The sequence below is a fragment of the Photobacterium rosenbergii genome (assembly GCF_003026455.1).
GTDB lineage: Bacteria > Pseudomonadota > Gammaproteobacteria > Enterobacterales > Vibrionaceae > Photobacterium > Photobacterium rosenbergii.
Genome location: NZ_PYMB01000001.1, coordinates 1,039,474 through 1,053,731, shown reverse-complemented (window position 1 = coordinate 1,053,731; position 14,258 = coordinate 1,039,474). Strand labels below are relative to the sequence as shown.

Genomic DNA, 14,258 nt, shown 5'->3' with positions numbered 1-14,258 from the left:
CGAAAACATCGGTTGTTAGCTGTACGCTCTTAGTAAAATACTGACATAGATCAATGTTTCCGTTCCTGAATTCTCGCTTAATACACCACATCTTGTATTGGTCAATTTAGTTAGCCCTATATTTAGTGGTTTTCGTGACACTGTCATTTTTAGGAGCCTTGTGTGAACCCTGTTGTGATTAAGCGTGATGGTTGCCTTGTACCGTTTAATACTAAGCGTATTAAAGAAGCGGTATTGAGCGCTGCCGAATCTGTAGAGGCAATGGATGCCAACTATGCTGAGTCTGTTGCTGAGCAAGTCCTTTCTCAGTTTGCTGACCAGAATCAGGTTGAGATCCACGCTATTCAGGACGCAGTTGAAAACCACCTGATGATGGGGCCACACAAAGCGGTTGCACGTGCATATATTGAGTATCGTCATGATCGTGACATTGCCCGTGAAAAGAAAAGTCATCTAAACAACGAAATCCGTGGCTTGATTGAGCAAAGCAATGCATCACTGCTTAATGAAAACGCCAACAAAGATAGCAAGGTCATTCCAACACAGCGTGATTTGCTGGCAGGTATCGTTGCTAAGCACTACGCGAAGCAGCACCTGTTACCACGTGACATCGTAAAAGCGCACGAAGACGGTGATATCCACTTCCACGATCTGGACTACTCTCCATTCTTCCCAATGTTTAACTGTATGCTGATTGACCTAAACGGCATGCTGACACATGGCTTTAAGATGGGTAATGCGGAAATCGATACACCAAAGTCGATTTCAACAGCGACCGCTGTCACCGCTCAGATTATCGCTCAGGTAGCTAGCCATATCTATGGTGGTACGACGATCAACCGTATCGATGAAGTGTTGGCGCCGTACGTCACCGTGAGCTTCGAGAAGCACCTGAAAGTGGCAAAAGAGTGGGATATCCCGCAGCCAGAAGAATTTGCCAAGGCACGCACAGAAAAAGAATGTTACGACGCATTCCAGTCTTTGGAATATGAAGTAAATACGCTTCACACCGCGAATGGCCAAACACCATTCGTGACCTTCGGCTTTGGCTTGGGGACATCATGGGAATCTCGCATGATCCAATCGTCAATTCTGAAGAACCGTATCGCTGGTTTGGGCAAAAACCGCAAAACCGCTGTTTTCCCTAAACTGGTATTCGCAATTCGTGATGGCCTGAACCATAAGCAGGGTGATGCCAACTACGATATCAAGCAACTGGCACTAGAGTGCGCATCCAAGCGCATGTACCCAGATATCTTGAACTACGACAAAGTGGTTGAAGTGACGGGTTCATTCAAGACCCCAATGGGCTGCCGTAGCTTCTTGGGTGCCTATGAAGAAAATGGCGAGCTAATCCACGAAGGCCGTAATAACCTGGGTGTGGTTAGTTTGAACTTGCCGCGTATTGCTTTGCAAGCCAAAGGCGATGAATCACAGTTCTTCGCATTGCTGGATGAAAAACTTGGCCTTGCCCGCCGAGCACTGGAATCCCGTATCAGCCGCCTTGAAGGTGTTAAGGCACGAGTTGCTCCAATCCTTTACATGGAAGGTGCATGTGGTGTTCGTTTGCAGCCAGACGACAATGTGTCTGAAATCTTCAAGAATGGCCGTGCTTCGATTTCACTAGGCTACATTGGTATTCATGAAACCATCAATGCCCTTTACGGCACTGAAACTCATGTCTACGACAATGAGGCACTTCGTCAAAAAGCGATTGCTATCGTTGAGCGTCTGAAAGCGGCGACTGACAGTTGGAAAGAAGAAACAGGCTACGGTTTTAGTCTTTACAGCACACCAAGTGAAAACTTGTGCAGCCGTTTCTGCTCTATCGATACTAAAGAATTCGGTGTGGTAGATGGCGTTACAGATAAAGGCTATTACACCAACAGCTTCCACCTTGATGTGGAAAAGAAAGTAAATCCTTACGACAAGATTGATTTCGAGATGCCATACCCAGAAATCGCCAACGGTGGTTTTATTTGTTACGGCGAATATCCGAATATTCAGCATAACGTCGAAGCGTTAGAGAACGTTTGGGATTACAGCTACACCCGTGTGCCATACTATGGCACAAACACTCCAATTGACGAGTGCTACGAGTGTGGGTTCACCGGCGAGTTTGACTGTACCAGCAAAGGCTTTACTTGTCCTAAATGTGGTAACCATGAGCCATCTAAAGTGTCGGTTACCCGCCGAGTATGTGGTTACCTAGGTAGCCCAGATGCACGCCCATTTAACTTCGGTAAACAAGAAGAAGTTAAACGTCGCGTCAAACACATGTAATTGTTGGTGTAACCCCGTCAATTGAATCAAGTGCCGAGTAATCGGCACTTTTTATTTGGAGCTGCAATGAATTACCACAACTATTATCCTGTTGATGTCGTCAATGGCCCAGGCACACGCTGTACCTTGTTTGTGTCAGGGTGCATGCACCAGTGCCGTGGTTGTTATAACCAGAGTACATGGCGATTGGATGCTGGGCATGTCTTCACTCAGGAAATGGAAGATCAAATTATTGCGGATCTCAATGACAGCCGGATAAAGCGCCGTGGCTTGTCTTTGTCAGGCGGAGACCCCCTCCACCCAGCAAATGTTTCTGCAGTTCTAAAATTGGTCCAGAGAGTAGGGCTAGAGTGTCAAGGTAAAGACATTTGGCTGTGGACAGGTTACCGAATGGATGAGCTCAATGAAGAGCAGAAAGCAGTGCTGGACTATGTGGATGTGGTGATTGATGGTAAGTTCGAAAAAGACAGTCATGACCCTGAATTAGTTTGGCGTGGAAGTAGTAATCAAGTTATCCACTACCTGAAAGACCCAGAATAAGTCATATTCACAGCGTGACACTGTCATTCTGCCTCATTTTGGGCAAAAACTTGCTGAAATCAACCTTCTTTTGTTAAATTTTTGTTTAAATCAGAAGGTTATCCACTGTTTCTGTGCATAACTCTGGGAAAACAGTCGAATAGGTTACCCTTGCTATCTTAAATATTGCATATATACATAAATTCATTTTTCATTAGTGTAAAATTGCAGTAAATTATTCTTTACTTTAATCGGATGAAATAATTTAATTTCAATTATTTTTGTGAATGTAAATATATATTTCGATATTTATTTTCATAATACAGTTTTAGGTAGTGATTTAGGGTATTTAAATTTTTAATAGTATTGCTAGGCTTGATAAGTATGAATAAAGCTATGCTTTTTTGTTATTCAATCACCTTGTTAGCCGTTTTTCTCTCTGTATAACATATAGCATTAGGCTATATAAATGTAATTTAGTGTGTTAGTAAATCTAATTTGATATGATTAAAAGTAACAACTCGTTAGTTGTGATTTTTACCTAATGACTAAGTGTTCGGCTTGGTTTATAAATTGGATAATTTACATTGCCTCAATTACTCTCAAAGTTATCTACTAATCCTATTTTAGTTGCTATCAGCAATGTCTTTATAATGGCATTACCCGTCTCGTTGATAGCGGCTTTTTTCAATTTACTCTCTATCTTTTCAGGACGAATGGGCTACGACAGCGCCAGTGTGACTCTAGGGTACGTGGGGGAGATGACTGGGCATATGTTTCCACTGCTGCTGAATATATTTCTAGCAACGTATTACTCATCTGTCTTGAGATTACCTAAAGCTGCTCCCATTTCTTGTTCACTTGCTTCCTTTTTCATTATTTCCCAGCAATGGGATTTTATTTCGCCAGTAATAGCTTTGCCCAATAGTTTTGCTGTTGCATTACTGACAGCATATGCTTCATGTGTCATTATTGCGAGAATTAATAAGCTCCGTTTGTTCAATATCGATAAGTTTATTAGCACTGTCGATTCTTCTATTCAGATGATTGTCACCTGTGTGCTGACATTGGCAATACTAACTTTCGTTTCTCACCTGTTATTTTATACTTTTATCCAATTTATTCAGCCTGAAATTACACTTCCTGAGTTGGACCCAACCTCCTTTTATGATGGGCTATTTTACGAGTTTATCCGTGGGGTATTATGGAGCGTCGGGGTCAATGGCCATAATATCCTGCATATGTACAAAACAGAGCTGTACGATATCAGCATAGCTAATATGGCGGATTGGAAGAACTTAGGCACTGACCTCAACATTATCAGTACTAACTTTTACGATTTCTTCACAGGGATGGGGGGCAGTGGTAATACGATAAGCCTTGTGCTCTGCATGCTGTTTTTTGCCAAAGGTAAGGGATACCGCCTGCTTGCAAAGGCAGCGCTGATTTTGACTATTTTCAATATCAATGAGCCTATCCTTTTCGGTATTCCTGTGATTTTTAATCCGATCATGATTGTTCCGTTCTTGAGTGTACCTCTTGTCAGTTTCATGCTGGCTTACGCTGCAACAGCCATTGGACTGATCCCACCATTGAGTGAAGTTCACAGCTGGCTTTTACCTCCTATTTTTAGTGGATATGTCTCTTCAGGGGGATCTCTGTCGGTAGCCATATTCCAGCTGTTCCTTATTCTGTTGGGGATGGCCATCTATTACCCGTTCTTTAAAGTGATGGATAAGCGTTCCGTGGGGGTAGATGTGTCTTCTATGTTCCGCACTCATGTGTTTAAGGACGATGAAGTGGCCGTAAAGTCTAAGTTGAATAGTTTTATTCCATCCATTCAGGACAATATAAACGCCCAGCGAGAAGTGGAGCAGCTTCAAAACAGTGGATCATTTGTGCTCTATTATCAGCCACAAGTGGATATCAAAAGCTCTACAGTGGTTGGTTTTGAAGCATTGATACGACACGAAGATGTTCAAGGACGCGTAAAGGGGCCGACTTTTCTGAAATCCTTTGGTCAGTTAGGGTTACTCTCTGATGTGGATTTTTGGGTATTGGAAAAAGCGATATCGGATGCGTCAGAGATGGTGAATACGCCTAACTTCACTATTTCGGTGAACGTATCGGCGGATACGATGCTTAGGAAAGGGTTTGTTCAATCACTTAAACAGGTCATTGATTTGAGCAAGCTGAATTACAACCAAGTAGAGATTGAAGTCACCGAAGAACTACTGATCCAGGATGAGGTGAGAACGGCTGAGGTCATTCAGGAGATTAAAGCAATGGGGGTCTCTGTTGCTTTGGATGATTTTGGTACGGGGTACTCATCGCTGGCTTACCTCTCTCGCTTTGACTTTGATAAGATCAAAATTGATCGATCACTAGTGGAAAACCTAGATTCAGAGCGAGGTCGGAGTTTATTTGATGTTGTCGTGCAACTTGGCCACATTACACAAGCCATGATAGTTGTGGAAGGTGTTGAGACGGTTCAAGAGCTAGACTTTATTCAAGAAAAAGGGGTGCAGTTTGTACAAGGGTTCTTCTTATACCAGCCGATGTCAAAAGCCCAGATTATGACTGAACATATTATGCCGACATGCTCAAACCAAACCGGAAAAAAGGTTTCATCTGAAATTGAAGTAGGGTAAATTCCCTGTCTTGATTTTGCTGTTGGAGGCGTTATGTCGCGCACTATTATTTATACCTATAAGAACGAAGAGAAAACAATCACGTTTTCTTACTCTCAGTATCATACGATTCATGAGGCGGTGGCAGCAGCAGAAGGCATTGATTTGACTGAATACCTCAAAATGGAACAGCAGGTAGAAGCGGTATCTTCTGGCAGCAAGGCGGTGAGGGATTTCCGTGATAGCCATTTCCGCAAGCTTGGGTTCGGCAAGATTGCCTTGATGCAAAAAGAAAACCGTGGTGTCGGCAAGAAATAAGCTGCTAAATCCTACCATGAAGCCCTGCTAACCGCAGGGCTTTTTTGTGACCGCTTTTTTCCACCCTAGATAAACATAGTAGCCTGCTAACGCAGCTAGGATATGTTTAATACAATGCCCGCTAACCTGTGAGGTGAGTTCGTAAAGTTCATCATCATTAGACTCAGCCCATTTGCAAAGTACATATAAACCAAGTGCGTAAAGGTAATACCGGGTTGGATTTTTCTCGTTGGGGTAGAGCCACACAATGAGAGGGATATGGATGATTGGAAGTAATTGGACCAATACATAAGGGGCCATGTCGCCACGGCCGGTAATGACATCTGTCATATACCAATAGACAACAGATATCACTCCATAAGCCAGCATTGGCAATAACATTGCCCTTCCAAGCTTTGGTGATAAGTACTCAGCCAGAATGATGCAATATAAGCTGATAAAACCGATGGTGATAGGGATCCTATCTATCATCAAAGTGAAAGCTCCCGGGGCCAAGTGATAAATACTTGAACCTAAGAAGGCACCGATGAGGCTAATGAAGAAGAGCTGGTAAGCAAATGACATAGACGGCTTCACCGCGAGGGATTGGCGCTTGTTTTCTATTAACCCCATCACACCGACAATAAGAAAGCCTACGTTACTGATGACATTCCAAAAATGGGGTATACCAAGTAACAACCGTTGATCGGCATAGTCATAGAAATTACGGCTTTGTTTAATTGGGGAGAAATAGAGTGCTAGTGCGCCAAGAATTAGTGCGATCGCAATAAGTAAGATATAACGCCAATCGAACTTTGAACGTTTAATTGCGGCAGACTTTTTGTCTTGTTCAGATGACGTATCATCGGGCTGAAAATTTGAGGACATGGCGTTTCCCTATATACATTCCTCTTTCATTATAGCGATCCCCGCTTTGAAGCAATCCCGCCACGCTAGTGCAATCTCGTCATTGAATTTTGGGTCGCAGATCCGAACAGTGTCGAGTAGAGAATCCAACCATATTTCAAAATCCGCTGGCTTTACACCTATGCCATCAGGCCCATGGGCTTTACCATAACGCCGGATTCCTTCCCTTGCCTGATCTGAGGTAGACGCCAACATAATCATTGAAATCGAGAGCTTGAGCATCCTGATCTGGCGCTCCATATCGACACCTTTAAATATGTCTTTGAATCTTTCGTCTTTAGCCCAGAAGCGGCGGTAGAAAATGAGGAAGAACTGTTGGTTGCGCTGGCAGCGTTCATAGCTGTCGTTAAAGATTTCGTGGGTATCCACACCTCAACGAGCCTCTATTTAATTCCATACAATTATTATGGTATTTAAAATTAAATATGCAATACAGGTCATAGGTGGGTAAAAATAATGCCACTGAAAAAGATAACTTTTTCAGTGGCTTATATTAGCAGTGTTAAGATGTTTTTAGCCGCTTCAACGCTAAGCCGCTTAAAGCTTCAAGGCTACATAGAAGTAAACCTAGCCAAATGAAGCCGAAACTAACCGCCTTGACTTGATCAAACACTTCACCAAACAGGAAAACTGCGAGCAAGAACTGCAATGTCGGTTCAATGTACTGCATCAGGCCAACCATGGTTAAACTGGTACGACTGATGGCAAGGGCAAAGAAAATCAAAGGTGCCAACGTTACAGGTGCTGAACCTACATAGAGCAACAAGGTAGTAAAGTCTGCAGAGAGTGCTGTCGAGGTTTGGTTTGCATAGGTATACCCCAAGTACAACAGTGCAAACGGCGCGAGTATCACTGCCTCTATAGTTACCGAAGTAAGGGCATCGTAACGGATGTATTTTTTACACAGGCCATAAATGGCAAAGAAGCTGCCCATTATTAATGAAATCCACGGCAGGTCGCCGTAGTGCCACACTTGGTAGCCAATTCCCAGGATACCTAAAACAACCGCTGCTGATTGGGCTTTGCTGAGCTTCTCCTTGAGGAAAAGAACGCCTAGCGCAATGGCAAACAGAGGGTTGATAAAGAAGCCTAAACTCGCAGCAAGTACTTGGTCATGGGTAATTGCCCAAGTAAAGGCATACCAAGATACGCACATGGTTAAACCGGCAATGCCAGCCATTACCAAGGAGCGCTTGTCTTGCCAAACCTGAACAAGTTTAGGCATTGGCCGACGTAAAAGCAGCATCACTAGCAGCATGAACGGAATAGAACAAACAATCCGAAAAGCTAGCAATTCATTGATATCTGCTCTTGGCAGAAATTGATAATAAAGAGGGAGGATCCCCCACAGCACAAAAGAAAATGCAGCAAGCGCATTTCCGGCACGCTGAGTGTGCATAGCAGCAAACCTACATAAGTATATGAAAGACAAAAACCCAATAGCACTCATTCAAGGCATTGATTGAGTGTGACTTGGTGAAAACGCTGGTGGAACCTATTGGGGATGGCTATTTTGTCATGGATTCATCTAAACAAGAACAAAAAACGAACATGAACCGCTAGTTTTTTATTTCTTATTGGGTAGCTTGATATATTGGGTGTTACTTCTTCATCGCGATGATGGTATGGATCAGCCAAAGACGTTTTTTCCCGGTTAGATTCGCTGAGTACTCTTGCTTCTTCTTCCAGGAAATAATGTAAAAGTCAGCAAATAGCTGCTCAAGTTCAAACTGGCTGTGGGTAAGGATAGGTAAAGTTTCATTGGGCTCCAACGCTTCTTTGCCCAAGAAGTGGCCGCAAAAAATCCCGCTTTTTTTCAAGCTACTAGAAATATTGGTCCAGAGTATATTGAAATCGTGTGGTGTACAAAAGAACAGGCAGGCACTGGCGTTGATTAGGTTGGCCCGAGGGAACTCATAATCGGCAAAACTGCTTATTTGAATGTCCAAGTTGGGGTGGGCGCCGAGCAGCGGGTGTTCAGACAATGCAGCTAGGCGAGGACGGTCATTGTCAAAGGCATAGACATGATAGCCTTGCTCCAAGAGGTAAAGTGTATCTCTACCATTACCGCAGGCACAATCAACTGCGACCTTTCTCTCTCCAAGTTCTCCGATGTACTCGTGGGCTTCTATGAGGTGCGATCGCGGATTCAGAATGGTCTGATTACTCAAGTTAGTTAGCCAGTCAACCGTTGCCATGCGATATCCTCTAATACTGCCCGTTAAGTATTGTTGTTCCGGTCATCTAAACAAGTATAGCCACCTTCTGAGTGCTAAGGATAAAGAGGTAATAATCTGATGAAGTTAGCAGCAGATATCACGATAAATTGTACATCTTCTGTCATGATTCTCTGGTATTATTAGCACACATCAAGTTACTGATGCTGTATCCGAGTCACTTGGGTATAAACATACATAAGAGAGAATAGAATGACTAAGTTAACCACAGATATTAAAGCAAATTGCGATCTGTTTGTTGAAGAAACCAAAGATAGCCAGCAGGTATGGGGTCTTTGTAATGAAGAGGGTGACTGGCTTTCTGTTGACTCTAGCGAGTTCGAAGAATCTGAAGTAATGCCATTCTGGTCTAACGAGGCAGATGCGAAAGTTCACTGTGTTGACGAGTGGGCTGAATTCACGGCAGTAATGATCCCGTTGGATGTGTTCGTCGAAGACTGGATGATCACGCTGGCTGAAGATGGCGTATTGGTTGGCCTGAATTGGACTGATCAGCTAGAAGGCTCAGAGAAAGAACCTTCAGATGTGGCGAAAATGTACCTATAAGTACTCCCCACCTAAAAGAACTCATGAGGCTACCACTTGGTAGCCTTTTTTGTGCCCTTGCTATACTTGTACTGAAACTTTTCCTGAGCCGATATCCTCTTTGGTTGTTAGTGGCATGGTTTAACTGGGATACAAGGCTCTTTCTGCTAGGAGAGTATTATGGTCCTGTCAGAGTGTCGCCAGTTAATGGCAGAGAATGCAATTGTCGAAGCCCGTTTAGTGCATGATTTCCTCAGTGCAGGGTGGGGTGTGAACTTTATTGATGCTGAAGGTAATGAGTACCCAATTACAGATACTTATGGTATCCCTTGTAGTTACGACTCGCTCAAGCAAGCCGAAGATATGGTTCACCAAGTCGGAAATTGCCCTGTTCGCATCGACAGCTTATTCCGGTTTGCGGAGCGCTAACCAGTTAACATTGCAAGACTTGTCGCTGGTTAACTAATGCTGTGCTGGGTATTCGGCTTTTTCCTACTTTCATTAATAGTACGATCGTGCTAAAAAGGTGAGGTAAGCCGCAATCTGCAAATAGAAATGAGTACCTGGTAATAAATGAACCAACAATCAATGAGTAAGAAAGAGGCAACCCGCCTGCATATTTTGAATACAGCTTTCTCGCTGGCGAGCCGTGACGGGCTTGATAGCTTGACGATTGGTCAGTTGGCTAAAGCCTCAGGTATGTCCAAAAGCGGTTTATTTGCCCATTTCAACTCTCGGGAAAATTTGCAGATTGCCGTTTTGGACTTTGCCGGAGAACAGTTTGTAGAGCGAGTCATTCAACCTGCCCGTATGCAAACACCAGAGACAATCGAGCAAAAGTTACGGCTTCTGCTTGCAAACTGGTTGGCCTGGAATCGTTCATTTCAGGGTAGTTGTATGTTCTTGGATGCTTGGACTGATCGAGGCGAAAAAGAGCCATCAATGCAACTGAGGTTAAAAGAAGTCACTAAGCGCTGGCTTGGCTATTTGTACCGTCAGTTTGAACAAGGTAAGCAGCAAGGCGAGTTTAAGACGGCCTTGGATAGTTGGCAGTGTGTGTACCAGATTTATGGTGTTTACCTCAGTAGTCATTTGTTCCAGAGCATGGAGCTAGAAACGAATGATCACCAGCGTTTCTGGCATGAAGTTGATAATCTGATAGGCCAGTGGCGAATTTAGCGAAGAAATGAAATTCATCGTATTGCTCAAATACGATGAATGACTATTTAAAAATTAAAACAGAATAGCACGGTCGTTCTATTTAAGTTGGATGAGAAAAGTATGAGCAGCAAAATTTACTTCAAAAAAAGTCGAGGCTTTGATGTGCGCAGGAAGTTAATCAACTTAACAACCACACTGCATCATCGCCTAGCCCCTGAACATGCTAAGCGTGTTGCACGTAAGGTACTACTCACTCCTGTACGAAGTAAAAAGTCAGTTGAAGAGCCAACTGGTTTGGAAAAAAAGCCGGTTCAAACCTCTGAAGGCATGATGATGACCTACAGCTTGGGAGAAGGCCCTACATGGGTTCTAGGCCATGGTTGGTCAGGATCATCACGTCAGTTCTACTCACTGATGGAACATATAGCGGCTTCAGGCTACAAGGCGCTGGCTTTTGATAACCCAGCCCATGGGGAGAGCGAGGGACGGTTTGGTCACTTACCAGGCTTTGTTGCAGCATTTGACAGTATTCTGGAACAGCAGGAATCGATTGCTGGGGTTGTTGCCCATAGTATGGGCGGTGCAATGGTGCTAGAAAGCCGCCATCCACAGTTACAAGACAAACCTGTATTGTTAGTTGCACCTGTCTTAAATTATACCGAGAACCTAGTGTCTGCAGTGGCACAGTCTGGTTATTCGATGAAGCTTTTCCATGATGTTGTGGACGATATTGCCAAGCAGTATCAATATCCGCTGGATAGTATTGATCCGATGCATCGTTTGGAGGGCAGGGGAGCGAAATCGGTGATTGTACACGATAAATATGACCGCTTTGCTTCCTATGCGCATTCTGAGCTAGCAAGTGCTAACCAACATGTGACTTTGATTGCAACAGAAGGATTGGGCCACGGCAGGATCTTACAAAGTGAGCAGCTCAAAAGCGGGTTCGATTTACTTGTTAGCGATGAACACTAAAGGTATGTAGTGCTGAAACTAAAAAGGCTTGCCATTATTGGCAAGCCTTTTGTGCATTCTCGGGGCATGTTAAGAGCTGGCTGTCACTTTATTTTCTGAGCGAGCTTGCTCGAGTTGGGCTACTTCAGCATCTAACTCTGCAATTTTCTTTTCCATCAGTTCGTGGCAATGGTCGGCTAGTTTGCGGGCATCTGCCAGTTCGTAGCCTGATACATCAATGGGATCCATCATCTCGGCAATGACAATGCCATTGTCACGGTTGGAAAGTGAAATCTTGTTGTGAATTGAGCTTACGCACATAGGCACAATTGGTACGCCGGCTTCAATTGCCATGCGAAAAGCACCGGTCTTAAATGGTAGTAGCCCTCGCCCTTTACTGCGGGTTCCTTCAGGGTACATCCATACTGACAGGTTGCGCTTGTGGATAGCATCAGCCACTTGTTGGATGGTATTGCGGGCGCTGGATTTGTTTTCACGGTCAATCAGGATATTACCTGTGATCCAATAAAGTTGACCGAAGAATGGGATCCACAGCAGGCTCTTTTTACCGATAGAGACGGCACGAGGTGGCAGCATACCCGGTGAGGTGACGAAATCAAAAACGTTTTGGTGATTAGAGATATAAACGGCTTTTGGCGTATCGACAATTTTTTCTTGGCCACGATGGATGAGTTCAACACCGACGATGCGTTGTAGTTGATTAAACCAGCGGCAGAAAAAATGCACGTGCTTTGGATCGCGTGGCTTAAATAGAGTGCAGTAAACCAGTGCAAAGAGCGACATAAAGATTATAAAAATAGCCGCGAGGGAAATACGGAAGAATGCAAGCACGCTTACTCCTTAGCGATTTAATGAAAAACTGCATGCATTATGAAATCTTTTTAGTTACATGACCAGTCACTCGAGACATGTTTTATTAGAATAATTGATAACAAGTCCATAACTGTTTAAATAATATCCGATAAAAACAGCGAAAAGTTCACTTTTTGTTGATTTACAAACACATGCTGTGTCTAGAGCAAAAAAGCGAACAGATAAGGTAAATCTTGTGCTGATGTTCATAAATGCGTGAAGTTGCTCGCAGTTGTATCTGTATCAGTCAAAAAGTACTGGATAAGTAACTGAATTAAAGCGATAAATACTTCTGATAGATGCAGTGCACACTCTTTGCTTGGGTGCTCGCTGAGCGTTTATCTCTTCTGTTGTGTGGAGTTTTATAGGCTGACGATTGTCAGCCTTTTTTTTGCTCATTTCCTTGCTACCTGCCGCTCTTGCTGACTTTCTCATCAGTTATGTCAAAAATTTGCCTTAATCGCATAATAATGTTTTCGAGGCTGCATTTTTTGACTAACCTAGTAGATTATTACCACAAAAAATTCATAGTCAGACCTTATTGACGCAGCACAGGAGTCAACCACAGTGAAGAAGCAGTTACTATCACTGGCTTTGACAATTTGGCTTTCGGGGTGTTCCTCGTCCCCAGACTCATTAGAGGGCGATGATGCGTCTAGTGAACAGCAGGCCAATAATCCGCGCTATGAATTTGTTGAAATGAATGTCCCGATCCACCAGTCTCCGTCTCTCGACTCCGTTTACCGCCAATGGCAAGGCACTCCATATCGGCTAGGAGGGACTACCAAAGCGGGTATAGATTGCTCGGCCTTTGTTCAGATCGGCCTTGCCGAAGTGTTCCAGAAAAAACTGCCGCGAACCACAAGCGAGCAGGTCAGACAGGGTAAATGGGTCGCAATCACTGAGCTGCAAGAAGGCGATCTTGTTTTCTTCAAGACCGGGCGCACTCTGCGTCATGTCGGTATCTACCTAGGTGAGTCCCAATTCCTCCATGCTTCAACGTCGCAAGGCGTGATGATTTCAAACCTTAAAAACCCTTATTGGCGCAGTACTTACTGGCAGGCGAGAAGGGTTGTTCAATAAGACTCGTTTCTGTGTGAAATTCTTTACGGCTCTAGTCCTGAATTTAGCTCGCGAAATCCTCTATCCCCTCCCATACTGATGCTGTAGGCCCAGTTTCCATCAGGCTCGTTTTCTATCCTAAGGAAGTGGCTTGGTGATAGATCAGGAGGTGATCCCATGGCTATGGCACTGACAGTAGGGCAATTCCTCAACAGCCACAATGTCGACTTCAGTTTAACTCGGCATAAACATACTGATACGTCATTTAGCTCGGCCATATCGGCCCATGTACCAACCTCGCAAGTTGCGAAGGCTGTAATGCTAAAAGACCAAAACGGTGAGTTTTTGATGGCTGTTGTTCCTTCAAACCGCCGCGTAATGATAGACAAGATCAGCCGCATGATGGGGAAACAATATTTCCTTGTCGGTGAACATGAGTTATCCGCGATATTCCAAGACTGTGAACCCGGTGCGGTTCCATCAATTGGCCAAGCATATCAAGTAGATATGCTGGTGGATGATATGCTGTTTGATCAAGATGAGCTGTTTATTGAATCGGGTGACCATGAGAACTTGATTCATGTCGACAGCAAACAGTTCCACAAAATCATGCATGATATCCCCCATAGAAATATCAGTGGTTACCGGATGATGTTTTCAGATGGTCATGAAGGTAGGCATTGGGAGTGGGAGTAACACCGGCATTACCGCGATGCTAGATTAGTTATATAAAACTCAGCCCAGTCATAGACTGGGCTGTTTTTATTGGTAACGCAGGTAGCGAGTACTA

General features: G+C 43.9%; 15 protein-coding genes. 10 read left to right on the top strand and 5 right to left on the bottom strand.

The window, feature by feature from the left end; genetic code table 11:
• Nucleotides 1-162 precede the first annotated feature (162 nt).
• The 4 genes from nrdD (at nucleotide 163) to C9J01_RS05050 (ending at nucleotide 5,750) form a co-directional block, all read left to right on the top strand.
• On the top strand, nucleotides 163-2,283 hold the full coding sequence (gene nrdD, locus C9J01_RS05065) for an anaerobic ribonucleoside-triphosphate reductase (protein WP_107296992.1): 2,121 nt from the start codon (nucleotides 163-165) through the stop codon (nucleotides 2,281-2,283).
• 66 nt (nucleotides 2,284-2,349) lie between these two features.
• Entirely contained in the window at nucleotides 2,350-2,823 is a 474-nt protein-coding gene (gene nrdG / locus C9J01_RS05060) for an anaerobic ribonucleoside-triphosphate reductase-activating protein (protein ID WP_107296991.1), read from the top strand.
• A gap of 632 nt (nucleotides 2,824-3,455) precedes the next feature.
• Complete coding sequence (locus tag C9J01_RS05055) at nucleotides 3,456-5,453, top strand: EAL domain-containing protein (RefSeq protein ID WP_107296990.1); 1,998 nt, start codon at nucleotides 3,456-3,458, stop codon at nucleotides 5,451-5,453.
• A gap of 33 nt (nucleotides 5,454-5,486) precedes the next feature.
• A complete protein-coding gene (locus C9J01_RS05050; protein ID WP_107296989.1) occupies nucleotides 5,487-5,750 on the top strand; it encodes a DUF2960 domain-containing protein in 264 nt (87 codons plus the stop codon).
• 27 nt (nucleotides 5,751-5,777) lie between these two features.
• Here C9J01_RS05050 and C9J01_RS05045 read toward each other — a convergent pair whose 3' ends face one another.
• The 4 genes from C9J01_RS05045 to C9J01_RS05030 all read right to left on the bottom strand — a co-directional run bounded on the left by C9J01_RS05045 (nucleotide 5,778) and on the right by C9J01_RS05030 (nucleotide 8,854).
• Nucleotides 5,778-6,617, bottom strand: a complete 840-nt coding sequence (locus C9J01_RS05045; protein ID WP_237156875.1) for a ceramidase — start codon at nucleotides 6,615-6,617, stop codon at nucleotides 5,778-5,780.
• Between the two features lie 9 nt (nucleotides 6,618-6,626).
• Nucleotides 6,627-7,025 (bottom strand): globin, encoded by a 399-nt coding sequence (locus C9J01_RS05040; RefSeq protein ID WP_107296988.1) that lies wholly within the window; start codon nucleotides 7,023-7,025, stop codon nucleotides 6,627-6,629.
• A 133-nt stretch (nucleotides 7,026-7,158) separates the two neighbouring features.
• Nucleotides 7,159-8,055: an EamA family transporter RarD gene (gene rarD, locus C9J01_RS05035; RefSeq protein ID WP_107296987.1), complete on the bottom strand. Its 897-nt coding sequence runs from the start codon at nucleotides 8,053-8,055 to the stop codon at nucleotides 7,159-7,161.
• 202 nt (nucleotides 8,056-8,257) lie between these two features.
• Nucleotides 8,258-8,854: a class I SAM-dependent methyltransferase gene (locus C9J01_RS05030; RefSeq protein ID WP_107296986.1), complete on the bottom strand. Its 597-nt coding sequence runs from the start codon at nucleotides 8,852-8,854 to the stop codon at nucleotides 8,258-8,260.
• Nucleotides 8,855-9,085: 231 nt separating this feature from the next.
• Between C9J01_RS05030 and C9J01_RS05025 the strand changes: the two genes are divergently transcribed.
• The 4 genes from C9J01_RS05025 (at nucleotide 9,086) to C9J01_RS05010 (ending at nucleotide 11,554) form a co-directional block, all read left to right on the top strand.
• Nucleotides 9,086-9,439: a DUF2750 domain-containing protein gene (locus C9J01_RS05025; protein ID WP_107296985.1), complete on the top strand. Its 354-nt coding sequence runs from the start codon at nucleotides 9,086-9,088 to the stop codon at nucleotides 9,437-9,439.
• Nucleotides 9,440-9,598: 159 nt separating this feature from the next.
• Nucleotides 9,599-9,847, top strand: a complete 249-nt coding sequence (locus tag C9J01_RS05020) for a hypothetical protein (protein ID WP_107296984.1) — start codon at nucleotides 9,599-9,601, stop codon at nucleotides 9,845-9,847.
• Between the two features lie 159 nt (nucleotides 9,848-10,006).
• Nucleotides 10,007-10,597, top strand: a complete 591-nt coding sequence (locus C9J01_RS05015) for a TetR/AcrR family transcriptional regulator (RefSeq protein WP_107297431.1) — start codon at nucleotides 10,007-10,009, stop codon at nucleotides 10,595-10,597.
• 102 nt (nucleotides 10,598-10,699) lie between these two features.
• Nucleotides 10,700-11,554: an alpha/beta hydrolase gene (locus C9J01_RS05010; RefSeq protein ID WP_107296983.1), complete on the top strand. Its 855-nt coding sequence runs from the start codon at nucleotides 10,700-10,702 to the stop codon at nucleotides 11,552-11,554.
• A 69-nt stretch (nucleotides 11,555-11,623) separates the two neighbouring features.
• Here C9J01_RS05010 and C9J01_RS05005 read toward each other — a convergent pair whose 3' ends face one another.
• Nucleotides 11,624-12,385 (bottom strand): 1-acylglycerol-3-phosphate O-acyltransferase, encoded by a 762-nt coding sequence (locus tag C9J01_RS05005; RefSeq protein WP_107296982.1) that lies wholly within the window; start codon nucleotides 12,383-12,385, stop codon nucleotides 11,624-11,626.
• A gap of 588 nt (nucleotides 12,386-12,973) precedes the next feature.
• On the opposite strand from C9J01_RS05005, the gene C9J01_RS05000 reads away from it, so the two are divergent.
• Entirely contained in the window at nucleotides 12,974-13,489 is a 516-nt protein-coding gene (locus C9J01_RS05000; RefSeq protein WP_107296981.1) for an NlpC/P60 family protein, read from the top strand.
• A 156-nt stretch (nucleotides 13,490-13,645) separates the two neighbouring features.
• Nucleotides 13,646-14,164: an aminoacyl-tRNA deacylase gene (locus C9J01_RS04995; RefSeq protein ID WP_107296980.1), complete on the top strand. Its 519-nt coding sequence runs from the start codon at nucleotides 13,646-13,648 to the stop codon at nucleotides 14,162-14,164.
• The last annotated feature ends 94 nt before the right edge of the window (nucleotides 14,165-14,258 follow it).

Coding starts and splice junctions, on each gene's coding strand:
- C9J01_RS04995 (WP_107296980.1), top strand. CDS start 13,646: ATGGCTATGGCACTGACAGTAGGGCAATTCCTCAACAGCCACAATGTC.
- nrdG (WP_107296991.1), top strand. CDS start 2,350: ATGAATTACCACAACTATTATCCTGTTGATGTCGTCAATGGCCCAGGC.
- C9J01_RS05015 (WP_107297431.1), top strand. CDS start 10,007: ATGAGTAAGAAAGAGGCAACCCGCCTGCATATTTTGAATACAGCTTTC.
- rarD (WP_107296987.1), bottom strand. CDS start 8,055: ATGCACACTCAGCGTGCCGGAAATGCGCTTGCTGCATTTTCTTTTGTG.
- C9J01_RS05020 (WP_107296984.1), top strand. CDS start 9,599: ATGGTCCTGTCAGAGTGTCGCCAGTTAATGGCAGAGAATGCAATTGTC.
- C9J01_RS05050 (WP_107296989.1), top strand. CDS start 5,487: ATGTCGCGCACTATTATTTATACCTATAAGAACGAAGAGAAAACAATC.
- C9J01_RS05010 (WP_107296983.1), top strand. CDS start 10,700: ATGAGCAGCAAAATTTACTTCAAAAAAAGTCGAGGCTTTGATGTGCGC.
- C9J01_RS05030 (WP_107296986.1), bottom strand. CDS start 8,854: ATGGCAACGGTTGACTGGCTAACTAACTTGAGTAATCAGACCATTCTG.
- C9J01_RS05045 (WP_237156875.1), bottom strand. CDS start 6,617: ATGTCCTCAAATTTTCAGCCCGATGATACGTCATCTGAACAAGACAAA.
- C9J01_RS05055 (WP_107296990.1), top strand. CDS start 3,456: ATGGCATTACCCGTCTCGTTGATAGCGGCTTTTTTCAATTTACTCTCT.
- C9J01_RS05025 (WP_107296985.1), top strand. CDS start 9,086: ATGACTAAGTTAACCACAGATATTAAAGCAAATTGCGATCTGTTTGTT.